This is a genomic window from Paenarthrobacter sp. NPDC057981, assembly GCF_042886835.1.
Classification (GTDB): domain Bacteria; phylum Actinomycetota; class Actinomycetes; order Actinomycetales; family Micrococcaceae; genus Arthrobacter.
In genome coordinates, this window is the sequence record NZ_JBHVQI010000009.1 from 53,503 (window position 1) to 78,855 (window position 25,353).

Genomic DNA, 25,353 nt, shown 5'->3' on the forward strand with positions numbered 1-25,353 from the left:
CGAGGATGGCCGCGCTATAGTCTCTCGTCACAAGCCTTTTAAACCGCTAGAAATGAGGTACTGGCAGTGCGCAATCCTAACTCTGTTGCAGTTGTGTGTGCCGAATGCTCTGCCACCACGCGGTTGAATGTTCTCACTGGCCGTATCTACTCCCACCAATTGCCGGGGCAGACAGAGGCGTGCACCAATTCAGGCCGGCAGGTCCGGGTTCCAACAGACGGGGAGCGGTTCGAAGTGGAACGGCTGCGCTACGAAGCAAGGCCGTCCGTGTACCGTGTGGCTGAATCTGGGGATTCCTCCAGCATTAGGACCATCAGTGGGGGACTCCCGGGCACAGGACGTCGTGCTTAGGGGACCGTGTTACCTCATTCAAGCGTTCTCTGCAGGCTAAGAGCCCGTGGGAGCCTTATCCTCATTCAGAAGGCTCGAGGTACCGTCCTCGATCCTTAGGAAGTCGGCCGTTAGAAAAAAAGCCCACATCAGGCAGGACTCGGCTTCGATTAGTGAGACCTCCTGGTGAACACCCTTGCTGGCGAGGGAATTGAGCTTGTTCAAGCGGTTCCCCAAGCTGTGGATATTCTCCTCAACTAGCTTCACATGCGTACTTTTCCCCAGCCTGTCGATGGCAAATTGCATCAGTCGGTTCAGGAACTGGTCATCTCCAAGGACGCGTTCTTTGCCGTCGCTTCCCTTGATGGCCACATCCGTCGGCGGGTACAGGGAGTCGGCCAGTGACTTGATCATCCTTCGGCAGCTGGTGAGGGCCTGAGCGTAACTCTCAGGTGAGCCTTCAGCGATCCGTTGCTCGGCAGCGCGGTACTTTTCCAGTGACTCTGCTGAAACAGCCTGCAGGCGTTCGACCACGTATGCCTCGCCCCGGGTGAACAGTGAGGACTCGGTTTGACCTGTTAGGAGTTCCGATTCAGCTTCGACCAGATAGTCGTGTACGCCTTGGCGGACTCGATTGAGGATATTTTCGAAGGAGGTGATCTGGGGGAGTAGCTGCGCACCAACTTTGTCGAGTTTCTCGATGTAAAAGTAAGCATCGATTTGGGTCATGTACTGCGCAGCTGAGGGGTCACCTGCTGCTGTCCTCAGCTTTTGGAGATGCTGCTCCACACCATCGATAGAGCCGCCATAGATGTCATCTTTCTTTCCTGTCATGGTCCTGTTGTGGAGGTAGCGCTCAACTCGCTCGCCCATAGTTCGGTTGGCTTCCTCGCGTCCCAGCAAGGTTCGAAGCTTGTCAACCACACGAGTGTCCCTAGTGTTTTTCACTCCGGAGGAAGCATCGGCGGTCTCAAGTTGGAAGGCGAAAACGGCGGCATAGTCGTGCCTCAACGACGCTATTCGAGTGGCCTGCCGAACCAACGTGCTGACTAACGTCTCCGGCTGCTCAGCCGCGTCAAGGCTTCGCCGTAAGAGATCTAAAAGGTACCCCTGGTCTGACATATGCACCATTCGGTCGATTCCCCTCAGTCTTATGCCACCCGGTCTGCCACGCAGACACTAATTATTCGAGATCCCAGAGGGTTGCAGCGCGATTGCGCTGAATCTGTTCCTTGGTGGTCTCGATCTTGCGTGCTGTCTCGCGCCAAGAATGCCATAGTTCCGTAATACCCTCATGGGAGCCTTGGTCGTACTTCATGGTTGGATTACGGGCTGTCCCGGTTTCGGGTATGTAGAAGAACCAATCAGAGTTCGCTGTCCCAGGGTAGGAAGAAGACTCTGTACCAGGGTTGTACCCGCGTTGTATGAAGGCTTTGGCGAAGTCGGCATGGGCCTGCTGAGTTAGGGCAAGGTACGTCTTTCGGGGATCTTGTGCCAGGGCCTTGGCATCCTCCAAATTGGCAGTTTCACTCCAGCGGTCGAACATGGTCGCGACCTCATCGCCGATTGCGAGGACTTCCTTCTTTAGCGCGGTGACTTCTTCCGTAATTGTCTCTGTCACGTCGGCTTGGCTAACTACCGTGAGGCGAGCCTCTTGGAGAAGGAACGTTCGTGCAAATGCGGCCTGGCCTTTGGCCCATGTCTTTGCCCGGGCTAGGAGTGAAACTTCAAGGGCTCGTGCCTCGGCACTAAGGGCCGCTATCTGTGTGTTGTCTGCTTCCTGCATATGAGGGAGCTTAGGGGAAGCCTCCGACAAGATAGCGGTGAAGCCCGCCCGCCGTTATGACTAAGAGGACTGTTACTGGTCCTTGAGGGGTGGCAGGCCTAGTACCAGAGGTATGGAACGTTGGGCTTGGCCTCCTCCGAGAATCGTCCCTAACTCGGTGAGTGAGGCTTGATTGAGGAGGGATGGGTCTTTCTCAAGCATTAGAGTGATTGTTTTACCCACCTGTTGCGCCGTAAGCGACTCCATTGCCGTCCGCAGATCGCCCGAATCACCATCATCTTCGATGTGGGCATCCCGCAGAAGTCTCAGTTGCTCTTCGCTAAATGCTCGTGCAATGAGAGCAGCCACGAAGCGTTCCCTTGCCTCAGTGCTGCCCATGGAAGATGTGTACTCTTTGAAAGCTACTTCCAGTTCTGTCGACTGAGTTTCCCGAGACGCAGTGTCGGTGGCAGACACGTGGGGAGCAACGCCCGGGGCCTGCCATAGCGCAGCAACGCTTTTCCAGGTCGCACTGACGGTACGAACAGTATTGCTTCTAGCTGACTTAAGGGCTGGAATTGCTGCATCCTGCCACCACTTCTGTACGTGCGGGGCGGCCCTGGACGCAAAAGCCGACACGATGATTCCCAAACCGACAACTGCCCGTAGCAACTCGGCCAGTTCTTCGTCTGTAAGCTCCCGGCCCTCGCCAGCGCGCGGTTCCGAAACATACACGTACTGAACATTTGGCTCATCGATGTCGTGCTCGCTGGTTTCGAATAATTCAGCGTGGCCGGGGAGGTCATTCGTTTCATCGTCAAAGAGATGTGCGCGATATGCCCCGTCAGTGCCACGGGAGAGCCCGAGGTGTTGCCCATCGGGAACTTCGACGTCGAACTGCTTTCTAACCATTCTGCCTACCTTTCGGCTTGGATGATTGCGGCAGGGCACTGAGCTGCTGGCCCGGATCGGGAAGAAACTTTGGCTTCCTAGTGTCCGGCCCTACCGGGCCAAGCCTTCATCCTCCTTGAAGTGAGTCTCTTTGATGAGCGCGGTGATGGCCCGTATGGTTTTGGGATCATCTTGCCAACGGCTCCCATCCCGAGGGCAGGCGCTGAGGCCTTTTACCCCTACTTCGGCGGCGAGTTTCAGCAACTCGGCGCGTGCGTCGTCTAGGTCTACTAAATGCTCAGACGTCGCGGGCGCACGGTCCATGGGCGCGGCTACCATCCCCGCATTCGCATGCTCCACGTCGGCCGGCAGGCTTCGCCTGTTCAGGAATTTCCGTAATCCCACTGCAGCTTCTCCTTTCGGAAACAGGTGGTCCCGCCTGGGACTTGGGGGCAACCAGGCGGGACACCCCCACACTACCGCCCCGTCAAAGAGTTTTGTGGCACAGTGCATGCGTCGCTGGGTTTGCACCCCTTTAGGCGTCACTGCGCCTACGGGCGTTGGCGCTGTCGGTACATGTTTGACGATGTCAGACTTAGGACAACCCGTGGGATAGGGCCGGGTACAGCTGCATCAGACGGTCAGCTGTCCGCGGGCCAAATCTCCCACCTGTTTGCGCGCCCTCGTTTGACGGTGGCGTCCGGGTGTTTGTGTTCCAGTTCGCTGAGTTTGGCAATTACTTCGGCGATGGGAAGCCCCGAGGGCAGGGCGGCGATTGGCTGCGGTTTGGGCTGATCCGGTTCCGCCGTCCTTTGTACGTTCGGTTGAAGCGAGAAGAAGCTCACGAGCGCGCCTCAACCTCTCGGCCCAGTCGGGCCAGGCCGGGCAGGGACCTTCGTAGGGTGGTGAGACCCAGCCGTGGCTCGATGCTGGTCGTGGACATTCGGAGCATATGTCCTCCCTGGCCATGGGAAGTACGTCGAGGAGCGTTTTGAGGTCCGATTCGGCGGTTTGTATTCGCTTCGGAGCCTGGTGCGTTCAGTTCTGTCATCAGATTTCGCTGCATCGGCCTTCAGCTCGGGGATTCGTGCGCGCAGCTCGCGTACCTTGTGTTCGCGGCGTAGCCGGTAGCGGAGAAGGTTCGCCTCCCGTCGCTCCCGTGGCAAGCGCCCATACTTGTCGACGACGTCCTCGCGGCTCCCAACGATAGAGGCCAGGGCTGCGATATGTCTCTCCCGGTCGTTGGCTGCTTGCTCGATCTCTGCGATCTTCGTGGTTCGCCGGTCCTCGTTCATCGCGGGGTAACGCCCGGTCTGAAGATCCGCTATTTCCTCGTGCTGGCGACTCAGTATGGACTCCTGTTCAAGAACTAAGAGACGAGCCTGTTCACGCTCCGGGTCGTACCGCTTCTTGTCCTGCTCCTGGCGGGCAGCAGCGACCGCGTACTCCTCCTCGCCGCGGCGGCCAGCATCGTCCAGCATCTCCTCCAGTTCCCGATCTGTCCGCTGTCGGAAACCTGGCTCTGCTCGTTGCCACTGCTCAATGACCGCCAGCGCGGAGCGTTCCACCAGGGCCCGGTCCTGGTAGACCCAGGGGTTCCACCAGGCATCTCGGCTAATCTCCATGAACGTGGCGCGGGCGGCTACATACTCCTCAAATGTAGATGTCGCCCCAGGCTTTGGGGCCACGAGCATGCCCGCCAGCTCGTAGATCTGCTTTGGGGCCAGGCGTTGAATCGGTCATATTTCCACGATGGTTTATCTGACTGACAACCGCTAGACCACGGATTTGGGACCGGAACCGAAGCTGTCCTGGAGCAACTCACATTCTGCGCTTGCCAAGTTCCCAGCCGATGATGTCCAAGGCCCGCAAGGGCGTGATTTGAGGGCCGGGCGCGATGCCTGCGATCTCATTCCATTGCTCCAGCTGACGGTGAAGGTCCTTTTGCACCGCCGTTAGCCACGCGGACCGGTACTCGGCACGGCTTCTACCGCGCTGTTCCGGTAACGGTGCTTCCGGCCGCAGCGTGTAGCACCAGTAGATATGAGCATCGAAAAGCGGGATCAGCTTGGGCCGTTTGCGGTGCAGGACCTTGGATAGGGTAACGAGCTTCACGTACTTTGTCGGCTGTTCTTCCAATACGCCAAGGAGGTTCACGAGACGACTGATGGTCTCGGAATCTGCCGTGGCAAGGTCGGCTTCTGCCGGGAGGGCCTCGAGTCGATCGTTGAGGGGCCCCATCAGGGCTTCAAGCCCGTAGTAAGCCGGGACCGGGTTCTGGCTGACGTTGAGCAATGCTGGCGCGAGCAGGTCCTGCGGCCCAAGAGTGGGCGTGGGCGATCCCGGGTATCCGTCATACGCTGGATAAGCCGACAGTATCTTGTCGTTCGCTAAGTAGTCGTACGCCCAAGTTTTCGCCTCGTCGAAACCTACTGATGCCCCACCCACGCGCAGTTTCGTCATGCCGATAGCCTAGGGGAGTTCCGCGGTCAGTCCGGGACCATGCGCCGCGCGGATGCGGATCGTATCTGCTGTAGTCGCGAGGAACGTGGAGTGCACTGTCCTCTGCCCTTGTTCGAGTGCCAGATTGGCTCGGTCACTTCTTTACCGAGGTCGGGCCGAGCTGCCATCACATTATGGCGAATCTCATCAATGGATCCTTTAATAAGAACCGCGGGGCCAGGCCTGGGTTGAGGATTCGGGCTCGCGGATTTCCGGCACCTCGGTTGTCCCAACAATGTGTCTCACCAGGTTATTCTCAACATCGCCCGTATTTGCCCTTTGATAAGACCAGGAGAAGTGATGGCACGCCTTGGATATGCCCGAGTCAGCGTGGCTGACCAAAATACCGATTTGCAGATCCGGGAACTGGAAGCAGCCGGGTGCGAGCGGATCTATAAAGACCAAGGAGTCAGCGGGACCCGGGTAAGTCGTCCGGGCCTGGACCGAATGCTGGACCGTCTCGGCGCAGGGGATGAGGTCGTGGTGTGGAAGCTGGACCGGTTGGGACGGAACACGCGCCATCTCCTCGAGCTCTTGGATCATTTCAAGGTGCGAGGCATCAAGTTCCGTTCGTTAAGGGATGGCATCGCCACTGACCCGGCCAGCGAGGTCGGGGGAGCGATGGCCCAGGCTATGGTCACTATCATTTCGGCTTTCGCCCAGCTTGAAAGAGACCAGCTTTCCGAGCGCACCAAGGCCGGCATGGCGGCCGCAGCTGCTAACGGAAGGAAAGCGGGACGCCGGGAGATCACGACAGACCACGAGAAGGTCAAGAGGGCGCATGAACTGAAAGCTCGCGGCCTTAAGCCGACGGACATCGGAAAGATCATCGGATCCAGCCGCGCGACCGTCTACCGATACTTAGGTATGGACTCTTGAGGCCCACAGAGCTATCTGTCCCGGAAGTTGTCTTTGTGACTGCTGTCCACGGCAGATTTTTGGGACAACATCCGGGACGGAATTGTTACGCGAGGCCCGCTGCCGACTGCTGGCGGCACAGCAAGTCGCTGTCGCGTAATGATCTAGTCCACAGGGGCGCGTCCCGCTTCTGAGTAAATCGGGCATGGCACGTCAAGAGGCGGGCGCAGATTTCTTTACAGGGATTAGCCCGGTGGGGCCACATTCGGGGTTGGCTGCCATCGGTCCGGCCAGGACGGTTAAAGGATCTCCGTCATGATGTTCCAGCCGCTGCCCACTTTCCTCGATGTGGGCCATGCGGATCCACCGCTGCCCTCGTAAAGGTATAAGTCGCCGATGGAGTCCCGGGCTATGATGTCGTTTTTTCCGTCCCCATTGAAGTCGCCGGGTCCAACAAGGGAGTTCATGGCGTTCCAGCCGGCGCCGGTCACGCTCTGTGGCAACCAGCCGCCGGTTCCGTTGCCGGGGTAGAGCCACAGGACACCGGAATTGTCGCGGCCCACGACATCAGCTGTGCCATCACTATTGAAATCACCGACACCGATGGCCTCCGACCCGAAGAACCAGCCATATCCCGCCCACGCTGAGTTCAGCCAACCGCCCTTTCCATCACCGCGTTCTATCCACATCCCGCCACGGTTGGAGACGGCTACGTCGACGAATCCGTCGCCTTGGAAGTCGCCGATCCCTAGGATATTAGTCTGGTTATTCCAGCCGGCGGATACCTGCACACGTGGCATCCAGCCCGCCGAGCCGTTTCCGGGGTACAGCCACAAATCACCCAAGGGATAATCACGGGCCAGGATGTCCGCATGACCGTCACCATTAAAATCCCCGGGGGCAATGATGGCCGTCATGATATTCCAGCCGTTTCCTACCTTAATCTGGGGAAGCCAACCACCTGAGCCGTTTCCGGGGTAAAGCCACAGGTCGCCGGCGCCATCACGGGCCAGAATGTCAGCCTTGCGGTCCCCATTAAAGTCGTTCTTGACGACGCCCGACGCGGAAGTTGACGGAGCCAGATCCCGGTTCGCGCTGGCCGCGGCAGGCGACCCCCCGGTTCCCAGCAACAACGCCAGCACCAAACCGACGGCCGCCAAACCCGCCACCCGCCGCCCCTGCCGTTGACCGACGGCTTGAAACACACTTGTAGCACCCACAATAGACCCCCAAATAAAGAGTGGTGACGCGGCAGCGCGCCGTGGGACGGAGTCTACGACTGCCACGTCCTTAAAGGGAGCCCCACCTGATAATCCGGCTATGAGATGGCGGGAATCCTGTGGCACGGTCATTGACTCTCGGGCGCAGAAACCGTGCCGAGTTGAGCCAGTGCGGGGGTAAGGGATCTGCCGGTGGTCACTGCGTCGATTAGATGGAGGGTTGCCTGTGCTGCTGATGATGGTCCCGAGGGGCCTCGCATGCCGGTGTTCCCGGGAACCGGGCCGATCATGAGAGCGACATCGATCATGCCAAAATGAGTCACCCCGTCCAAAGTGACCCGGACTCCGTTGCCGTCGTCAAGCAAGGCGTCAAGTACGGCGTTGTATTCAGGATTCGGATCCGCGTCACCGGCCACTATGGCGAGTGCTGGTTTGGTCACAGGTGCGGCGTTCTCCGGGGTTCTGGGCATTCCGTCGATACCAACAGCTGCGTCGACCCGGTCATCCAGACGTGCTGTTTTCAAGGCGGCGGCACCTCCGAGGGAGTGGCCCGCAGTGATGATGTGGCTTCGATCTGGCGGGCGGTTCCACGGGGTTTGAATCCAAGTGGTCGATCACGGCGCTCATGTCAGCGGCACGAATGCCATGCTCCTGCCAGGGGAGGAGCCTCACTTCCAACGAAGTGGAACACCGAAACAGCGGCAGGGCAGCGAGGTCTGCGTAGCGTGATTCCTAGCGAGCAGGAAGGCGCGAGTACATGTACATGTCCTTGCGCTGGCCGCCAATCTCCAGCCAGCTCCTCATTGTCCCTTCACGTACGAACCCGCTGCGCTCGGCTGCGCGCCAGGAGCCCTCATTCCACGGCTCGACGTAGAGTTCCAATCGATGAATCCCGGGGTGCGCAAGACCCCAGGCGGCGAGGGCACCTAAAGCAGAGGAAGCAGCTCCCTTCGCCCGATGACTTGCCGCCACCCAATAGCCAATGCTCGCCCGGCCTTGGCTGAGGTTCTTCAGCCACAGCCCGATTTGACCAACCGCCTGATCAGAGGAGGAATCAGCAATAGCGAAGGAGTACCCGGTGCCATCAACTAAGCGTTGGTGCTGTCTTTCGATGAAGGCCAGAGCTGCCTGGCGTGAACCGCTGGCGGGCACCGTCGTGATGGCAGGAATTAGTGGATCGCTCGAGGCTTCCTGAACCACAGGAACATCGGCTGCCGTAAATGGGCGGAGCCTGAAAGGAGGCGCAACGAGTACAGGCTGCTCCAGAGGATTCATTCTCAGACTCTACGCTGAGCCCCCGGGTAGCGGGGGGAGATACCGAAACTGCCACCGTCCCACTTCCAAGGAACTGGGACAGGTGTGCCGCACTTGTGTCGTCTTCGAGGGACCGTGCCGTCAGCGACTCCCGGATGGAGGAAGGTTCTTTTCCTCCCGCACGCTCGGGACTGTGGTGCAGGGGCTTTCTTGAGGAAGGAGCGCCAGGGAATGGGACCCAGCTGGGCCGACATCGCCTTGAGCACCTAGATAAGTCGGCCGAATAGGGATCTGGAAGCTAAAGTTCGTCTCCTGTTTTCATGGTTGCGTGGACGGAAAATCCGGACCGCAAGGGCATCAGAAGCCCCCCGTTGGCGGGCATCACAAATCAGGAGGCTGGCTATGAAAACACAAATTGGCAGGCTGTGCATGGTGGCAGGGACAGTGCTTGCCATTTCCCTCGGTTCGGTCACGGCAGCCTCAGCGTCGCCGGGGACCACTGCGGTTCCCGCCGTTACCAATGTGACCCCGAAAGCGTCTTTGGCCGCGGACCTGCGACTGACCTGGAACAAGACCGTGGCATTTGCAGGTTGCATCACCTCCGTCGGAGTCCCCATCGGAGCGGCCTGGGCGATCGCTACCAATCCGGGAGCCATCGCCTGGATCATCGGGCGAGGGCCATTGCCGGCTTCTGTTGGGGGAGGAGCATCTGCTTACCTGTCATATGTGAAGCGGACCTGCGGATACGCGATCTTCAACATCGTCTATCGCTAGTACGCTGCGTGCGAAGCCCGGTGCCGTGGTGCAAACGCTCTACGGTGCTGGGCTTCCTGGCGACGAACCGTCATTGCTGATGGATCCCAGAAGGGTGTCCACGGTCTGCTCAAGACTCAGCCCGTCACCGAGATCGACCAGCCCGAGGAAGAGCGCAAGGGCAGCCGTTCCAAGCAGGGAGGTTCTCCGTTCGTCGTCGAGAATCTTCTCGTTGACCCCGGAGAGCAGACGCATCCCCAGGCCTTCGGCGGTGGATTGAAGAATGATGTTGAAATCCTGCAGGGTGATCCCCGGCCTGAAGGAGAGACCATAGTGGTTGAATACCTTGGCGTAGAGGTCGGTCCAGGTCTTCGACAGATGCTCGTACATGCGCGACAGAGCGGCTGCAGAGGCAGAATCGGCCTGGGCGGAGGCTACCGCGAGGAGTTGGAACCGGTAGGCAGGGAGCTCGAGAACGAGCTTGAGATCCTCGTAAGCCACCCGATGCACGGAACCGGAGAAGTCCCGGCCGCCCGTCAACAACGCAGCAGAACTTTCCGAAAGAGCGATTTGAAGACTCCAATGCCGCTCAGTGAGGGCATAGGAGATGAAATCCGCCAGGAAATCCGGCTGGAAATCCCATCTGTTTCGCATAATGCTCTCGGTAAGCACGAGCTCCGGAAACATCTTCTGCGCACGGTCGACGACCTTCCGCCGGGACAGGTAGGACATGGTCGGTCGACCGTCTTCGTCTTCATCCCTCAGTTGTCGTGCTGCGGGGCTCGGGGCGAACAACTCCGAGGTAAGCTCAAGGGCCGCCTCAAGGAAGGCCCGGACCTCTTTCGTATTGGCATTCCTTTTTCTTGTAGAAGCGCGCCGGCCCTTGGTGTTGGTGACAATGTGGGAGAGATCAGCGGTCGGGTCGAACGGCGGGTAGGTAAAGCGCTCAAAGTCTTCATCGGGCTGCAAGGTTTACCATCCTCACTCCATCGCAGCTCGACAGCCGGGCTGCTCTTTGACGAAAGGTAGCGCAAACCTACCTTTCTACGGATTATGTGACAGCCGAAGAAAACCATGTCGCTGTGTCTCCCGCAGATCCCTCACCGCGCCGTCAGCAATGATCGCCATCATTTCATGGCAGCTGTTCCCGTTCGGGGCATGTCCGCTTTCCAGGAATGAAACAGGCGGGCACTTGCGACCAGGTGTGGCGAGCCCTCCTTGTGATTCGAAATCAGGGATAACTACGGCGATACTGGGCGCCCTTCGGATCGATGCCATGTAGCTGGTGTTCCGGGTTCGGAAGGGCGAAAGTATGGGCGTCGAGGTCGAAACGCTTCCTTTCGCCGAGTTCGGTGAACATCCATAGCTGGCCGTTCTCGGCAGCGACGACATCGATGGTTCCCTGCCATTGCTGCCCGGTACGTTTGTCGGTGGCGTAGATCGACTCACCTGGGTGAAGCTTCAAAAGGAATTCAACGTCATCCCAGGACATCTTGGCCGCCGTACCCAGCCAAGGCCATCGTCAGATCGGTTTGTCTTTTCTCGCGAATTTGTCCGTAGGGAACGCTCTGACTGAGTGCAACGGTTTAGCTGTGTTGGGTGATCAGTCCGCCTTGTCGCCCGGCCTGCAGGGCATCGCTTACTGTTTGGTCAACGGCGCTGGTGAGGGCGGCGCGGATTTGGTGGGCTTCATGGCCGGTTACCTTGAGGGAGAACGGGGATGCGGTGTGGTCGGTCATCCTCTTCCTTTGTAGTTGCTGCGGCCGGAGTTTTAGGGGATTCCGGCAGGGGATGAGAGTGCCATTCCTGCGGGAACGTCCCACTTGATGGCTTGGGCGGCAAGCAGGGCGGCTCCGACGGCGGTCACTTCGGGTTCGGGGATGATGTGTACGTCGGCGCTGATGAAGGTCTTTTCGATGTCGATCCACCCTCTTGAGCGTGCCCATCCGCCGGCGACGTAGATGGGCGCACCGGCAGGCATTTTGGAGGCGACCGATTCGATGGCCGCGGCACCGGCCCGTGCCAGGGCGCCGGCTACGGCCGAGGCCCTGGACAATGGGGCGGCAGGTGCGTCGGAGGCGTAGCGTGGACGGACCCCGCCGGGGCCGCCGGGGATGAAGGCCTCCGAGTGCAGGAAGGCGTCAGCTTCCTGGTTTCCGTCGACGATGGCATCGAAAGCGGCCGCTACGGCTGGGTCCTGAGAGATCCTTTGCACGTTCCGGGCGAATTCGGTGACCGTCAGGAGAGTTGTGCCCTGGCTCAGGATTCCAGGGGCCACGTCGCAGCCAGGGAACCGGCGAAGATTTGCTGTAGGGGACTGCGCGAGGACGACTTCGGCGGTGCCCATCGAGTCGAGGATCGCGCCCGGGTGCAGTTGGTCGATGCCCCATCCTCCGATGGGTGGTCATGGCCGCCGGCAACGACGGTGGCGTGGTGGGTGATAACCCCGGCTTCCGCCAGGCGATTTGAGTGGAGGCCGACTGGTTCACCGGTCGGCAACCATCAAGGTCCTCGTTCACGCTCCGTTTGGCGGGATCCTGCGTGTGAGTGATACAGAGAAAGGACCAGGGCACTGGTGCTACGGCAGCGGTGGAGCTTCGTTTAAGGACCTTGGCCCGGACAGCGAAGCATCAGTCGCGTCACAATCCGGGTTGGTCTCGAGCGCCCGGCTAACGAACAGCATGGTTGTTGTCGACCGAGCCTGCAAGATGATGTACGTCGTACCGGACATCATCGCTGAGGATGGGCCGTACAAGGTACAAGTAGGCGATCGAGATGCCGGAACTCGAACAGAATCTGAACTTCGTTCCGGATTGGACCTTCAGATCGGGAAATAGAGCCTTGGGCCTGTTTGAGGGCCAAATGCTCTCCGCTCTGCGCCTAGATTCGGCCTGTGATCAAGCTACCGGTGGGTGACGAGGACGAGGTCCAGTACAGCCAATGGATCATGCGGATGTTTGAACGGGTTGCGGAAATTGAGGCGGCGCTTGACCCATTTGTGGAGCCACGACCAGGTTCGGCCTTGTTCGCCGACGGCATCAGGTCACCGCATTACGATGTCTCCGGTTATGCGCATGGCCAGCTATCTGTGGCCATCGGGTGTATCGCCTCGTTGAAGCAGATGATTGTTCAGGAATCTGAGCACAAGATCGATATGGCTGCCAGCCCTTTCGGCGCCTATGCATTGGTGAGGAATGCTCTCGATTCTGCAGCCATTGCCTTATGGCTGCTGGAACCGGTCAACGGCACTCTGCGTATTAAACGAAGGCTTCTTTTAGGGGTTGATGAGGTCGGTAAAGCTGCAGCCCTGCGCGTAACTATGAATCAACCGTCCGTGAAAGCGAAGCGGCGGGACACGTTGAAGGAGGTCGCCGGACAGGCAGGACTCGGTTCGTGGAACCCCCTCAGCGAGAGGCTACCCCCCACGACACACATCCTCCAACGCTTGGAGCGCTGGCACAGCAACGTTGTGTTTCCTTGGCTGGCGGCTTGGCAGCTAGCCAGTGGGCATGCTCACGGAAAGTTCTGGGCTCAAATTTCGTCAAATGAGATTCAGGAAGTTGAAGGCACGCGAACTACGTCCGGGGCCAGTTCCAGATGACCATCCGTTATGGCATGCTGGCCGCTTTGCTGTTTGAGACAGCCCAACTACTGGAGGCTGCTGGCTCCCGCTACGTGGATCTGTCGGGTGGACCCGGGGTGCCTTCTTCCTCAAACGTGAAAGGTGCGTGACCAAGACAGAGTGCCCAGGGGCCAGGGATGGGGGACACTTCACCGGGTACCACGTCGTCAGCGGCACTGGGCCTTGGCTACCAGATAGCTGGTTCGGAGCCCCTCCAGCCCGTTGAGCCTAGTCTGGAGAGACTGCATGCGGGCAGTGGCCGTCACAATGCCTGCAGTGTCCCCTGCGCTCAGCGCTTTGCTGGTATCGGAGAGCGCATTGATGGTCTGGACAGCCAAGTCCATGATTTGGTCGGCGTACTGGAGGGCCTGAGTACATGCGTAGGGCGTCTGGGGCACGGTCTTAGTCTGGGTGACGGTCTCGGTGGCCGTCACGGTCGGAATCGGCCTGGCCGACGCCTCGGAGGAAGCGGTGCCGTACCCGTTGTTGTAACCAACAGCCGTCCCAGCAGTCGTTCCCAGGGCGATCAACGCGAGATTCGCCAGCACTATCGCGAGGATCCGCCGTGGCCTGCGCTGGGTCCGCGGCCTCGTCGGAGCCTCATCCACAGGTGCGGGCGGGTAGGGCGGCAGCGGAGGCTGCCATGGCGCCTTCGGCCCCTGGGTGTAGTTGCTCATTTGCTGCCCGCTGTGCTGCTCTTCCACGAGCTGCCCCCAATCCAAAATGTGGCCTTGCTTTGGTGCATTCACGCTCGCATGCAGCCGCACCCGCGGACAACACTTGGCTGTACTCGTCTTTCGGAGGCGCCCACTACGCGCAGGATGCGGCGGAGCGCTCACTATGTACGGTTAGGGATCCCTAACGGACACCTGTCCAGCGTTGAAACGGCAGCGAGGAAGTCCGTATACGAGAATCGCACCGGCGGCCGGGTTGTTCCATGCCGCCGTGGTGTTCCAGTTCCAAGGAAGTGGGACGGGAAAGTGTGTAGCGTTTAGGGCACCTTCACCGGGCATTTTCGCGGGCGGGTCTTACGGGAATCTCTGAGCTCTAAAACGCCGCGGGCGCCTATGCGCGCGCTACGCGGCCGTTGGGGGACCGGCTTACGTGTCATTCTCAAATCCCGAGTCGCCCCCGATAGAACGCGCCCATTGAAACCGACCACCACTATTGCGCTCGGGATCGATCTTCCAGGAGTTCAGATGCTCTACTCCGAGGCGCTCCTTATATGGGGCAGGCACGGCGAGACCTGCGCAGAGCCAGCAGGTGCTCCAGGCCGATCATCCCTCACGTTTTTGTAGGCCCTAAAGGTTGTCATGGTCTAGCTAGCACATCCTCTTGGCTGTCCGCAGGACTGCGTCCTCCATCTCACGGACGAGCGAAGGCGTTTCGGTGACGTTGAGCTCCCCGGGCGGAAGTACAGTTGCCACCGTGACCTGCTGTTGCCCGTCTAGCGATGAGATGGATTGGACACTGTAGGGTCCTCCGCCCCCGGACACAATGATGTGGCGTTGGCCCGGGCAGACGCCGTCGCTTGGGCGGATGCCGCCCAGAGAGAATGGCACGGCCTCAACCATGCCCTTCCACGTGTCCTCCCGGATAAGCCGCCCCGTGGTGAGCGCCGCCAAGAATTTGTTGATATCTTCGACGGTTGAAATGATCCCGGAATCGGCCGATCCGGCCACGGCATCAACCCGAGTGAAGTCCCGCCTGTTACCGTTCTCCAGTACGTACCCGTGCAGCATGGGCTCGGGCGGTGGGCCTGCCGCTGCCATGTGGGTGTCGTTCATCCCTGCTGGCACGAACACATCCTTGGTGAGAATCTCGGCGAGGCCACTATTGTATTTGCGCTCTAGCAGCCAGCCCAGCACCTCCCAATCCGTGGCTGACCACGCTAAGTAGGTGACCGGCCCCGGTGGTAGTTCCAGCCCCGCGGCGATTCGAAGCCGTTCCTCGAAGGTCAACAGGCGGGTTTGAAGCTCGTCCAGGTTCCTGGATTCAATTAACGGTGGAAAGTAGTCGGGCAGGCCGGACGTGCTGCCTAACAAGTCTCTGATCGTTACCCTGCCCCACAGGGGAAAGATGGCTGTGAACTCGGGCAAATGAATGGAGACAGGATCATCCAGGTTTATGGCGCCGGCCTCCACCAGCTTCATTACAGACACGGCAACCATGGGCGTCCCGGCCCCGATGATCCACGTTTTGTGGGTAGGGAGCGCCTTCGTGTCGGACTCCAGGTCTTTCACCCCAGTAGCCCCCAAGTCTTCCTGGTCGCCGTTCCGCACATGGAAGACCACTGCCGGGGCCCCTTGGGCGGACGCGTCGCCGGAAAAAGCCTCCAGCTCAGCGGCAAGCTTCACGGCCGGAGCAGTGGTTGTTTCGTCGGGGGCGCCGAAAGTACAGCCGGAAAGCACAAGGGCCATGGCCAGTACCGCAGTGTACTTGTTCATCATGGAGCTGGACCCCATGGATTCCCTGGTCGGTCCCCCGACTCCAGGTGCCTGGACCACTGGGAGCTGTGGCGGTCGTACCTCCCGCACCTGATACAGCGCCGCCGGAAGCCGCCGTCGGGTGTTCTTTCCGCCAGCCAACGGTGTCCGATGTTGAGTCTGCACAGCAGGGCGCGAATCATGACCCACTCCTCTCCGAGAATGTGCCACCCAGCCACTCCCAATTATGTTCCTAAATCTCCCGATTGGATCCCTTCGAAACTGTGCCGCCGTACTTTTGGCCTGACTTGGACTGCTATCTGCACCAGAACCATTTACTGCACCCGAAGTCCCCTTACGGGCGGCAGTGCAGCCGGCATTGAATACTGATTTGAGTATCTGGGGTGCGGTCCTACAAAGAGTGTTCCGGTTCTAAGGAAGTGGGACACCATCGGACGTAACCGTAGACCAGCCCGTTGTCCGTTGAGGCCGATCCGGCCGTCTAAGTACTTGGGAGGGCGAGGGATAGCCTGCGGTGTGGAGTTTGCCGATAATGACGGTTTCAAGCTGGTCTGGGCTGAAGGTCGACGAGGCAGCAGATCAACCGAGCAGCTGTCAGAGGCGCCGCCGCACGAGCCCAGCGGGGACACTCGTATGGGCCCGGACGATGAAGTGTCCTGTTCCAATTCGCGTCACCAGAATTCCCATGTCGTATGTTGCGGCCGCCGGACGGACCGCCTCAATGGCCGTCACTAGTGCCTCCTCCGTGTCCGTGCCGCAGCTGATCGTGAGTTCCACCATCCCTGGAGTTTGAAATCTGGCCGCTTCAGGCATCGACGAAGCCCTCATGAGGCTTCAGCAGTGGTTGCCGGAGCTGACCAGCTGTCTGAGGACAGCGGCTGTCGTTGTGGCCGGAAGGGTTGGGTTGCATACAAGGCTTCCACTGGTGATGTGCGCCCAGATGTCCGGAGTCTGTGGGCGGGAGGGGACGGGCGGGGGAGAGGGCTGGGATGATCGTGGCTTTGCGAGTGTCTGCAGCTGCCTATTCCTTGAACGTGTGGCTTCCGGGTCCCGCCGTGTACTTTGTTCCGCTGGGCATGACGATGCGGGCGCTTGCCCCGTCGGGTACTCCTACCTCCAGCTTGAACTCTGCGTTGTGGGTCTGCCAGCTGCTGGTGATGCGCCCTCGGACGGTCCGAAGACTTGCTTGCGCCCATTCGATTCCGTGCCCTGGGCGGGGTTCGATGCTGAATTGCTCGTACCCGGGGTGATCTTCTTCGGCGCGGATGCCGGCGACGTATTCGTGCAGGAAGGTGATGACTGAGCCTTTGGAGTAGTGGTTCAGCGACTCGTGAGGTGTACCGTCGTCGGCTATTCCTTCCCACGATTCCCAGATCGTGGTCGCGCCCCTGTTGAGCATGGTCATCCAGCTCGGAGAGGTGTCCTGGAAAAGGAGCTCATAGGCGATGTCTGTCCTGCCGTGGTCTGCCAGGGCTGGAAGGAGGAAGGGTGTGGAAAGAAACCCCGTCGACAGATGGGTGTCTTTCTCCCGGATGAGTGCAACGAGGCGTTCCACAGCTTTGGTTTTTGCATTTTCTGGGATTAGCCCAAAGGCGAGACCTCGCACGTAGTTGGCCTGGGATTCGACCTTGAGGTGACCGTCAGAAGCTGTAAGGTACTCGGTACGCCAGGCGCCAACCGTATTTGAATGGAGTTCCCTGTACCGGTGGGCGAGGTCATCTCGGCCCAGTATTGCGGCGGCCTTAGAGACGATGTCGGCGGACCGGGCCATGTAGGCGGTGGCGATGACGCCTTTGTCCGCGGCGTAGTCGAAGACTCCTCCGGGTTCCGCCCATTCACCCCAGTGGAAGCCGCTGTCCCACAGGAACCGTTCATGCGCTGCCGGGTCCGGCCTGGCCTGTTCCCGGGAGGGGTGCCGTCCTGCGGCGGCGATCTCTGAAATGTAGTCCACCCATCCGGTCATCATGTCGAAGTTCTCTTCAAGGACGCGGGCATCGCCGTAGGTGACGTACAGCTGCCACGGCACGATGGTGGCGGCGTCGCCCCACCCGGCGGACCCGTCGAAGGAGAACGGAATGTCGGGGTTGCTTACAACCCCGGTGTTGGGGGCGACGTTAGTGATGCAGCCGTTATCGAGCTGGTCATCGGCCAGCGACCGGAGCCACTTCCTTGAGAATCCGAGGATGTTATCAAGGAAGGCGGCGCTTCTGACGAAGATCTGGTAGTCGCCGGTGTATCCCCAGCGTTCGCGTTGCGGGCAGTCTGTTGGCACATCACAGGCGTTCGAGCGCCAGCTGGCTTCGGCTATGCGGTGGAGTTCGTTGAGGCGCTGATCGCTGCACTCGAACGTGCCGGTGGGTTCCAGATCGGTGTGCACGAGGACGGCAGTGATGTTCTTTGAGCTCAAGTCTTCGGAGAGGCCATCTACCGCCACGTACCGGAATCCGTGGGTGGTGTGCCGGGGTTCGAACACGTCCCCGGGCCTGCCGCGTGAGATGACGGTGTCGATTTGCCCCACGGGCAGGGGCTCCGGGTCCGGGTAGGGGGTGTAGGCAAGGTGTGCGGTTGTCAGGTCGCCGTGGGAGTCGAGGGCTTCTCCGTGTGTAAGGGTTATTTTTGTTCCTGCCGCACCTAGGGCGGACAACCTGACCCACCCATTCAGGTTTTGCCCGAAGTCCACGATTTGGCGGCCTCCCGGTAGCTTGGTGACAGCCCGGGGCGGGTAGTCGCGGATGCGGCGCACGGGTGGGGCTGGTGAGAACGCCAGCCGGGATGTATCAAGTGTCATTGGATCATCGGCGATACTGGCCGGCTGCCAGCGAATGTTGTCGATCCTTGTGAAGTCGATGGTTTGGCCGTCCATAAGGTCCGCTGCCGTGATGGCGCCGGTGCCGTATTCCCAGTCTGGCCCTGTCGCAATGATCAGATCTTCCGTTGGTGTTTGGATGAGGAGTTGGGCACAAATGGCCGTGCTTGTGCCAAATCCGTCGGGGATGCGGCTCGGACCGCACCGTCCACGGAACCAGCCATCGCTGAGGACCAGGCGAAGTTCATTGGTTCCGTTGCGGAGCAACTCGCTGACGTCGTGGTGCTGCACGTAAAGGGTTGTTGCGTAGCTGGTCAGGCCGGGGGAAAGTTCCTCGTCGCCGACGCGGGTTCCGTTGATGAAGGCCTCGTACACTCCGTGTGCTGTGGCTGCCAGACGTGCGCCCCCGATGTCCTCACCGAGCGTGAACGTGGTGCGGAATTCGTAGGCCGGCCTCGTACCAGCTGGCGGGATAGGGCCGGCGGCGGCCGTGATCCAGCTCGCTTTGGCCAGCAGTTCCACGGGGGTGGCATTGATGTCGGCAGTCAACGTGGTCCTTGTGCTTTTGGGGCTTAGAGAGCCGGTGCGGGTTGGCGGCTGAGTTCCAGCAGTTGTTCTAGGGCTTCGGGCGGGAACATGCCATTGAGGAAGCCAATGAACTGTTTCATGGGCATTGATTCGACCATTCGCATGCTGTCCTGGTTGGCTGCGGCTGACGCGGCTTGCTCTTCGGTCATGGAGGCCGCCATCCCGTCCTTCAGAGCGGGTCCGACCAGGGGGTGAGCGAACCAGTCAGCGACCGTGGAGTCCATGCTGAGTTCCTGGACTACCGGATCGCCGGCGAGTGTGATTGTTTGTGCTGTCTCTACGGTCGCTGCGTCCGAGCAGACCTGAATGGTGTGCTCACCGGCGGCTACCAACCATTTCTCCGTCGCCGCGTCGTAGTAGGCGAAGGAACGGTGGTCCAGGTGCAGGTCCACGGTCTTGGTCTCACCTGGGTCCAGGGTCACTTTGGAGAACGCTTTGAGTTCACGGACCGGTCGCCTGACCGGCCCTGCGGCCGTGGCCATGTAAAGCTGTATGACGTGTTTGCCGGCCCGTTCCCCGGTGTTGGTGACAGTCACAGCGGCGGTAGCGGACGCCGGACCTGTGATTTGCACGTCCAGGTTCTCGGTGCGGAACGTTGTATAGCTCAGCCCGTGTCCGAAGTGGTAACGGACCGGAACTTCTGCCGTGACGTAGTAGCGGTACCCCACGAAAACGCCTTCGCCGTAGCGCACACGAAGCTGTTCGCCCGGGAAATTGAGCCAGCTGGGGTTGTCTTGGAGCCGCAGTGGAATCGTCTCGGCAAGGTGCCCGGACGGGTTGACGGTGCCAAAGAGGACATCGGCGGTGGCTGAACCGCCTCCCTGGCCGAGCAGCCATCCTTCGACGATGGCGTCGACGTCATCGTGCCACCCTTCCAGGGAGACCACTCCGCCGTTGGAGAGAACGACAACGGTCCGTGGCGCTGCCTTCGCTACTGCCTTGATGGTGTTGACTTGGTGCTCGGGAAGGTTCAGGTGGGACCGGTCGAAACCTTCGGATTCGTCCTGCTCGGATAGGCCGGCGAACACGATGGCAACATCGGAGTCGGTGGCGGCTTGGACTGCAGCGCCGAGATGGTTGGCGTGTTCGGGGTCCTGGTTGTCGGCGGTGAAGCCCAGCGAGTATGTCACGGTCGCCCCGACCCGGGCAGCGTGCTGGGTGAGGGCGTCGAGGGCTGAGTCTTCTGAGGTGGCATTAATGTGGGAACTTCCGCCGCCCTGGTATCTGGGTGTGGAGGCGAAGGGGCCGATGACGGCGATGCGCTGCCCACGGGTCAGGGGCAGCACCGCGTTATCGTTTTTCAGCAGGACGATGCAGTCGGAAGCGAGTTCCCGGGCCAGCGTATGGCCTTCCTTCCAATCGATCGGGGCCGAGTCCGGGACGGTCCCGATCGCCAGGGACAGGACACGTGCTACGGCACGGTCGACGTCGGCTATGTCCAGGGTGCCGGCCTTGACGGCAGCCACCACTTCCTGGTCGGTCGTTCCCCCATTGCCGGGCATTTCAAGGTCGAGGCCGGCCTTCAGCGCGGCAACACGGTTCGATACTGCGCCCCAGTCGGACACGACCGCGCCGTCGAAGCCCCATTCATCGCGGAGCAGCTCAGTGAGGAGCCCGCGGTTTTCCGAGGCGTAGATGCCGTTGATCTTGTTGTAGGAGCACATGACTGTCGCGGGCCGGGCTTCCTTGACGATCCGTTCGAAGGCCGGGAGGTAGATTTCCCGCAGGGTGCGTTGGTCCACCTCGACGCTGACGCGCATGCGCTCGGTCTCCTGGTTGTTGGCCGCGAAGTGTTTGACGGAGGCCATGACGCCTTCGGCCTGGAGCCCGGTGACCTGGGCTGCCCCGAGGATTCCGGACAGGAGGGGATCCTCGGAGTAGTACTCGAAGTTCCTTCCGCAGAGCGGGGACCGTTTGATGTTGACTCCGGGGCCAAGAGCCACGGAGACCCCCAGGCTGCGGCCTTCCTTGCCGACACCTTCCCCGAGCCTGTGCGCGATGGTGGGGTCCCAGCTGGAGCCGACTGCCACGGCAGGTGGAAAGCAGGTTGCCGGTTCGCTGTGGTGCAGTCCGAGGTGGTCTTCCCCGCCGAACTGGCGGCGGATGCCATGAGGCCCGTCTGTCAGTACGGCGGCAGGTATGCCGGCTTCCGGAAGTTCTTTCGTCTGCCAGAAGTTTTCACCGGAGAGCAGCGATGCCTTCTGCTCCAGTGTGAGATGGGAAATGTTTTTGCTCATCGAGCTCTCCAAAAGTTCAGTCGGGCGGTCTGGTGATGGCAGCAGGCCGCGTTGGTATCGGGGTGCGGTCAGGCGTCCGCTGGGGCGCGGGTCAAGGCACTTTCCAGATCGAGGCGGAACTCATCAGAGGCGCCGGGAACGTACTGCAGCAGGACGGTCAACGAGATGCTTTCAGCGCCTGGTCCGTTGCCGTCGATGGGGACACCGGGCAGGTGGGCGGCGAAAACGCGTGTCAGAGCATCCCAGGTGTTGATGTCCTGGGACAGGTCTGCCAGAGGGGTGTCCATGGTGAAATTGGGCTGCGAACCGTAGGAGACGGGCAGCGGGTATTCCCAGCGGTGCCGTCCCTGCCCGACGGTCACAATCGTGCCTGCCGGGTCGAGGGGGAGGACGATCTCGGCTTCGGCTCCGGCCGGAATGAGCACGTCCAGGCTGATGGATCCGGAGGAGATCCGCCATGAAACTTCAGCCGGTCCGAGGACGGTTTCATGGCGGGCTGTGGCGTGGGTGAGTCCACCGCCGGGGCGGGGTGCAATACGGATGTGCCGCCAGCCCGGCGCCGCGGATTGGAGGCCGGCCACGACCCGGTAAAGCCAGGCGGTGACTGCCCCGAAAGCGTAGTGGTTCAGCGAGGTCATCCCCGAAGGGTTAACGGTTCCGTCGGGCCGGACGGAGTCCCAGCGTTCCCAGATCGTCGTCGCGCCCTGGGTCACTGGGTAGAGGAAGGAGGGGCAGCGGGTTTGGGTCAGCAGTTTGTAGGCTTCGTCAACGTGCCCCGTCAGGGTCAGGGCATCCGTTACATGCGGGGTCCCGGCGAAGCCTGTCGAGATGGTATAGCCGGACTTGGCGACCAGTCGGGCCAGTTGCTTGCCGGCGTGAGGCAACTGTTCCTCGTCCAGGATGCCGAAGCAGATGGCCAAGGCGTAGGCGGTAGCTGACTCATTCACGATCCTGCCGGCTTCGGTGATGTACTCTCGCCGGAACGCGTCCCGGACCCGGCTGTGCAGTGCTGCGAACTGTGCCGCGTCCTGTTCCTTGCCAAGGATCCTGGCCGTTTCTGCCATCTGCCGGGTGGTTTTGCAGAAGTAGGCTGAGGCCACGAGATGCCGGTCTGTTTTCCCTCCAGCGGGGTTGTCGTCCGGTGCGTCCGGATCAAGCCAGTCGCCGTACTGGAATCCGGAGCTCCACAGTCCGCTGTCGTCCAGGAGGGCTTCGACTTGCCGGACAAATGCTGTCATGGACCCGTAGGAGTCTTCGAGGATAGCGCTGTCGCCGTACTCCTGATACAGGGTCCAGGGAAGCGCGACGGCCACGTCGCTCCATAAGGCGGTGGGCGAGGACGGGTTGGAGAGGATGTCGGGGACAACCCACGGGACGAAGCCTTTCTCGTTCTGCTCGGCACGAAGGTCTTCCAGCCACGATCCCAGGACACCGCGGACATCGTGCAGCAGTACCGCAGTGGGTCCGAAGGCGTGCAGGTCACCGGTCCAGCCCAGGCGCTCGTCACGCTGCGGGCAGTCCGTGGGGACACCGACGAAGTTGTCCCGCATGGACCAGACAGTGTTTTCGTGCATCCTGTCGATCAGCTCGTTGGACGATGAGAACCACCCGGTGCGGGCCATGTCGGTGTGCAGGACGACAGCTGCGATGTCACCCGCCGAAAGGTTCCCGGGGTAGCCGGTCACTTCGGCGTACCGGAAGCCGTGGAAGGTGAAGCGGGGCTCCCATTCGGCTTCTTCACCTCCGGCCAGGATCCATTCATTAGTGGCCTTGGCGGTACGGAGTGTCTCGGTGTCGAGCTCTCCCTCGGGGGTGAGCAGCTCGGCGTGCCTGATGGTGATTGTGGTCCCTTTGTCTCCGCCGCGGGTGCGCAGCCGGACCCACCCCGAGATGACCTGGCCAAAATCGATGACGGTCCCGCTACCGGGGCGGGTCGTGACGGAGACCGGCTGGAGTTCCTCGATGCGGCGGATGGGCGGCGCACTGGGCTCGATCAGGGTCTCAAGGTTCCACTCGAACTGCTTGGCTGCACCCCAGTGATCGTCAGGGAACCCAGGCAGCGTCCAGCCAACGGGTTCAAGCCTGGCGTCGAAGGTCTCGCCGTCGTAAATGCTGTTGGCGCGCACGCCGCCGGTGGAGCAGCGAAAGCTGGGGTCTGAGCGGACGAGGTCCGTCCGGTCTGCGTACTCGAGTTCGATCTCCAAGTAGAGGGCAGGAGCCTCGGAATAGAAATGGCTCTTGTTCTCCCAGCCGAGGCGGCCCAGCGCCCAACCCTGGCCGACAATGGCACCCACTGCGTTCGCACCCTCCCGGATGGAATCAGTGACATCGTAGGTGCTGACGGCCAGCCGGTTCCGGTAGGAGGTCCAGCCCGGTGCCAGTACTTCGTCCCCGACCCGGGTGCCGTTGAGATGGGGTTCGACGAGGCCGACAGCTGTCGTCTTGAGTGTGGCCTTGGTGAGCCCTTCGGCGACATGGAACTCCTTCCGGAAATACAGGGCCGGGTCGTCGAGCGCACCGTTGGGGAAATCCGAAGTGATGAACTCGGCGTGCCAGGTGGGGGTCATGAGATGTCCTTGAGAATTGGTTGGAGGGCTGGTTGTCTCTGCGGCTCGTCAGGCCGAGACGATCTGGGCGAGAAACTTGTTGTGCTCTGCTTGCCGGTCGTAACCGGCCGAATCAGCGGTACATGTTGGGCACCAGTGGCCGGCTCGGAGCACCAGGGTGGGGCTTGCAGTGAACAGGTGTCCGAGCCCGCAGGACCATCGAAGCGGCGTAGCCGGCGTCCCAGGCCTCACATCGTCCGACAGGAACCTGCCTCCGCGAAAAGCAGCCACTTCCAGGTAGTCGATCGAGGACCAGTGTGCTGCGGGCTTATCCTCGTCATAGCCGTGGTCAAGATAGGAGGGGTTGCGGGACGGTGCAGGCGGCTCGAAGGTTGACCAACCGCCAATGTTGCGCCATTCCTGCAGTCCGCCGAAGTGCGCGTTGATCTCGGCGCCATGTCCGGCTCTGATGGCCGCCATCGTTCCGCGGGGCTTGCGGGTCAGCGGCTTCATGACAAGGTGTTTGACGATCCAGGCGGGCACTTTCCCGGCATTCCTCACCGAGGACGGTGCGGCGTCCACGGCCCGGGCCAGGGCGTCTTCAAAAGTGTCTTGCCTGTAGGGCACCAGCTCATGCAGCCGGTCGCTGTCGGTGTACCACTGGCCGTGGAAGTTCTTTAGCGCGAACCAGTTCCGGTCGTACCATTTCCGGATATCCCGGACGCCCATCGCTTCTCCAATGGCTGTCTGAAGCTGCCAGTTGGTGAGCCGCCAGCCTTCGCCACCACCGATGTTGTAAATGTTGCCCCACAGTTCTTCCGGGACATCCGCTTGGCAGAGGTTCGCCAACAGCCGGGCTGAATCTTCCACGGACGCCCATTCCATCACCGCGCCGAACGGCGAGTGCGTCATGATGGGATCGCGGATTTCGAGCATCCCGGGGTGGAAAATCCCCGTCTGCCGCAGCCATACCCATTTCGGCAGGCCAGCTTCTACAAGCAACCGCTCAGCGGTCACCTTGCTTTGGCCGTAGGCATCGAATTGTGAAACACGGATCGGGTCGCCGACCCTGCCCCAGTGAAATGGCGGGTTGCGGTTGCCTGTTTGGGCCACCGAACCGATGCCGACAACTGTGACACGTTCCGGATCCGGCTGGGCTTTGACCGCCCGGATGATGTTCTGGATGCTTCCGACGTTCACACGTGCGGCAAGCTCAGGGTTTTCGTCGGCCAGCGGTGAGACCACCGCTCCGACATGAAGGACAACGTCAACGCGGGCGATGCATGCCTCTACGGTGGCGTAGTCGGTCAGATCACCCCAAACAACCTCCAGATTCTCCATGGACGAAAACTCAGCGAGGGCTGCCTTGTCCTTATCGCCCGGCAGGGACAGGGCAACTACAGTCATGCTGTCCGCGCGCGACGAAAGTTCACGCAGCGTCGCTCTTCCCCAGTTGCCTGTTGCCCCGGTGAGGAGCACCCGTGTCCGTACTTTGTTCCTGCTCGCCATTAAATCTCCATCTCGCCCAAACCAA

The 25,353-nt window shown here is 60.8% G+C and carries 21 protein-coding genes; 3 read left to right on the forward strand and 18 right to left on the reverse strand.

The window, feature by feature from the left end; all coding sequences use genetic code 11:
* Window positions 1-387 precede the first annotated feature (387 nt).
* From ACFVSI_RS10615 to ACFVSI_RS10635, 5 genes are all read right to left on the reverse strand, one after another.
* Window positions 388-1,341 (reverse strand): hypothetical protein, encoded by a 954-nt coding sequence (locus tag ACFVSI_RS10615; protein ID WP_387822911.1) that lies wholly within the window; start codon window positions 1,339-1,341, stop codon window positions 388-390.
* A 172-nt stretch (window positions 1,342-1,513) separates the two neighbouring features.
* Window positions 1,514-1,951 carry a hypothetical protein gene (locus ACFVSI_RS10620; RefSeq protein WP_387822913.1) on the reverse strand — a complete coding sequence of 146 codons (438 nt, stop codon included), beginning with the start codon at window positions 1,949-1,951 and terminating at the stop codon, window positions 1,514-1,516.
* 237 nt (window positions 1,952-2,188) lie between these two features.
* Complete coding sequence (locus ACFVSI_RS10625) at window positions 2,189-3,007, reverse strand: hypothetical protein (protein ID WP_387822915.1); 819 nt, start codon at window positions 3,005-3,007, stop codon at window positions 2,189-2,191.
* An 833-nt stretch (window positions 3,008-3,840) separates the two neighbouring features.
* Entirely contained in the window at window positions 3,841-4,680 is an 840-nt protein-coding gene (locus ACFVSI_RS10630) for a hypothetical protein (protein WP_387822917.1), read from the reverse strand.
* 127 nt (window positions 4,681-4,807) lie between these two features.
* Window positions 4,808-5,449: a DUF6308 family protein gene (locus ACFVSI_RS10635; protein WP_387822919.1), complete on the reverse strand. Its 642-nt coding sequence runs from the start codon at window positions 5,447-5,449 to the stop codon at window positions 4,808-4,810.
* Between the two features lie 339 nt (window positions 5,450-5,788).
* On the opposite strand from ACFVSI_RS10635, the gene ACFVSI_RS10640 reads away from it, so the two are divergent.
* Window positions 5,789-6,367, forward strand: coding sequence for a recombinase family protein (locus ACFVSI_RS10640; RefSeq protein ID WP_387822922.1), 579 nt, complete (start codon window positions 5,789-5,791; stop codon window positions 6,365-6,367).
* A gap of 278 nt (window positions 6,368-6,645) precedes the next feature.
* Here ACFVSI_RS10640 and ACFVSI_RS10645 read toward each other — a convergent pair whose 3' ends face one another.
* The 3 genes from ACFVSI_RS10645 to ACFVSI_RS10655 form a co-directional block, all read right to left on the reverse strand.
* Complete coding sequence (locus ACFVSI_RS10645) at window positions 6,646-7,515, reverse strand: FG-GAP repeat domain-containing protein (protein ID WP_387822924.1); 870 nt, start codon at window positions 7,513-7,515, stop codon at window positions 6,646-6,648.
* A 179-nt stretch (window positions 7,516-7,694) separates the two neighbouring features.
* Entirely contained in the window at window positions 7,695-8,168 is a 474-nt protein-coding gene (locus ACFVSI_RS10650) for a hypothetical protein (RefSeq protein WP_387823099.1), read from the reverse strand.
* Window positions 8,169-8,298: 130 nt separating this feature from the next.
* On the reverse strand, window positions 8,299-8,841 hold the full coding sequence (locus tag ACFVSI_RS10655; protein ID WP_387822927.1) for a GNAT family N-acetyltransferase: 543 nt from the start codon (window positions 8,839-8,841) through the stop codon (window positions 8,299-8,301).
* A gap of 381 nt (window positions 8,842-9,222) precedes the next feature.
* Here ACFVSI_RS10655 and ACFVSI_RS10660 point away from each other — a divergent pair, with 381 nt between their 5' ends.
* Window positions 9,223-9,594 carry a hypothetical protein gene (locus ACFVSI_RS10660; RefSeq protein ID WP_387822929.1) on the forward strand — a complete coding sequence of 124 codons (372 nt, stop codon included), beginning with the start codon at window positions 9,223-9,225 and terminating at the stop codon, window positions 9,592-9,594.
* A gap of 39 nt (window positions 9,595-9,633) precedes the next feature.
* Here ACFVSI_RS10660 and ACFVSI_RS10665 read toward each other — a convergent pair whose 3' ends face one another.
* The 4 genes from ACFVSI_RS10665 to ACFVSI_RS10680 form a co-directional block, all read right to left on the reverse strand.
* A complete protein-coding gene (locus ACFVSI_RS10665) occupies window positions 9,634-10,542 on the reverse strand; it encodes a hypothetical protein (protein ID WP_387822931.1) in 909 nt (302 codons plus the stop codon).
* Between the two features lie 262 nt (window positions 10,543-10,804).
* Window positions 10,805-11,065 carry a hypothetical protein gene (locus ACFVSI_RS10670; RefSeq protein ID WP_387822933.1) on the reverse strand — a complete coding sequence of 87 codons (261 nt, stop codon included), beginning with the start codon at window positions 11,063-11,065 and terminating at the stop codon, window positions 10,805-10,807.
* A 94-nt stretch (window positions 11,066-11,159) separates the two neighbouring features.
* Window positions 11,160-11,312 (reverse strand): hypothetical protein, encoded by a 153-nt coding sequence (locus tag ACFVSI_RS10675; RefSeq protein ID WP_387822935.1) that lies wholly within the window; start codon window positions 11,310-11,312, stop codon window positions 11,160-11,162.
* 32 nt (window positions 11,313-11,344) lie between these two features.
* Window positions 11,345-11,920 (reverse strand): hypothetical protein, encoded by a 576-nt coding sequence (locus tag ACFVSI_RS10680; RefSeq protein ID WP_387822937.1) that lies wholly within the window; start codon window positions 11,918-11,920, stop codon window positions 11,345-11,347.
* Between the two features lie 546 nt (window positions 11,921-12,466).
* On the opposite strand from ACFVSI_RS10680, the gene ACFVSI_RS10685 reads away from it, so the two are divergent.
* A complete protein-coding gene (locus ACFVSI_RS10685; RefSeq protein ID WP_387822939.1) occupies window positions 12,467-13,174 on the forward strand; it encodes a hypothetical protein in 708 nt (235 codons plus the stop codon).
* A 188-nt stretch (window positions 13,175-13,362) separates the two neighbouring features.
* Here ACFVSI_RS10685 and ACFVSI_RS10690 read toward each other — a convergent pair whose 3' ends face one another.
* The 6 genes from ACFVSI_RS10690 to ACFVSI_RS10715 all read right to left on the reverse strand — a co-directional run bounded on the left by ACFVSI_RS10690 (window position 13,363) and on the right by ACFVSI_RS10715 (window position 25,328).
* Complete coding sequence (locus ACFVSI_RS10690; RefSeq protein ID WP_387822942.1) at window positions 13,363-13,944, reverse strand: hypothetical protein; 582 nt, start codon at window positions 13,942-13,944, stop codon at window positions 13,363-13,365.
* Window positions 13,945-14,517: 573 nt separating this feature from the next.
* A complete protein-coding gene (locus tag ACFVSI_RS10695; protein WP_387822944.1) occupies window positions 14,518-15,552 on the reverse strand; it encodes a serine hydrolase domain-containing protein in 1,035 nt (344 codons plus the stop codon).
* A gap of 1,111 nt (window positions 15,553-16,663) precedes the next feature.
* Window positions 16,664-18,997, reverse strand: a complete 2,334-nt coding sequence (locus ACFVSI_RS10700) for a family 78 glycoside hydrolase catalytic domain (protein WP_387822947.1) — start codon at window positions 18,995-18,997, stop codon at window positions 16,664-16,666.
* 23 nt (window positions 18,998-19,020) lie between these two features.
* Window positions 19,021-21,273, reverse strand: a complete 2,253-nt coding sequence (locus ACFVSI_RS10705) for a glycoside hydrolase family 3 C-terminal domain-containing protein (protein WP_387822949.1) — start codon at window positions 21,271-21,273, stop codon at window positions 19,021-19,023.
* A 68-nt stretch (window positions 21,274-21,341) separates the two neighbouring features.
* A complete protein-coding gene (locus ACFVSI_RS10710; RefSeq protein WP_387822952.1) occupies window positions 21,342-23,840 on the reverse strand; it encodes a glycoside hydrolase family 78 protein in 2,499 nt (832 codons plus the stop codon).
* A 48-nt stretch (window positions 23,841-23,888) separates the two neighbouring features.
* Entirely contained in the window at window positions 23,889-25,328 is a 1,440-nt protein-coding gene (locus tag ACFVSI_RS10715) for an NAD-dependent epimerase/dehydratase family protein (RefSeq protein WP_387822954.1), read from the reverse strand.
* Window positions 25,329-25,353: the final 25 nt, after the last annotated feature.

What these genes read in the sequence shown, in the direction of transcription:
- ACFVSI_RS10625 (WP_387822915.1), bottom strand. Translation starts at nt 3,007, where the DNA reads ATGGTTAGAAAGCAGTTCGACGTCGAAGTTCCCGATGGGCAACACCTC.
- ACFVSI_RS10630 (WP_387822917.1), bottom strand. Translation starts at nt 4,680, where the DNA reads ATGCTCGTGGCCCCAAAGCCTGGGGCGACATCTACATTTGAGGAGTAT.
- ACFVSI_RS10635 (WP_387822919.1), bottom strand. Translation starts at nt 5,449, where the DNA reads ATGACGAAACTGCGCGTGGGTGGGGCATCAGTAGGTTTCGACGAGGCG.
- ACFVSI_RS10640 (WP_387822922.1), top strand. Translation starts at nt 5,789, where the DNA reads ATGGCACGCCTTGGATATGCCCGAGTCAGCGTGGCTGACCAAAATACC.
- ACFVSI_RS10655 (WP_387822927.1), bottom strand. Translation starts at nt 8,841, where the DNA reads ATGAATCCTCTGGAGCAGCCTGTACTCGTTGCGCCTCCTTTCAGGCTC.
- ACFVSI_RS10660 (WP_387822929.1), top strand. Translation starts at nt 9,223, where the DNA reads ATGAAAACACAAATTGGCAGGCTGTGCATGGTGGCAGGGACAGTGCTT.
- ACFVSI_RS10670 (WP_387822933.1), bottom strand. Translation starts at nt 11,065, where the DNA reads ATGTCCTGGGATGACGTTGAATTCCTTTTGAAGCTTCACCCAGGTGAG.
- ACFVSI_RS10675 (WP_387822935.1), bottom strand. Translation starts at nt 11,312, where the DNA reads ATGACCGACCACACCGCATCCCCGTTCTCCCTCAAGGTAACCGGCCAT.
- ACFVSI_RS10680 (WP_387822937.1), bottom strand. Translation starts at nt 11,920, where the DNA reads ATGGGCACCGCCGAAGTCGTCCTCGCGCAGTCCCCTACAGCAAATCTT.
- ACFVSI_RS10705 (WP_387822949.1), bottom strand. Translation starts at nt 21,273, where the DNA reads ATGAGCAAAAACATTTCCCATCTCACACTGGAGCAGAAGGCATCGCTG.
- ACFVSI_RS10710 (WP_387822952.1), bottom strand. Translation starts at nt 23,840, where the DNA reads ATGACCCCCACCTGGCACGCCGAGTTCATCACTTCGGATTTCCCCAAC.
- ACFVSI_RS10715 (WP_387822954.1), bottom strand. Translation starts at nt 25,328, where the DNA reads ATGGCGAGCAGGAACAAAGTACGGACACGGGTGCTCCTCACCGGGGCA.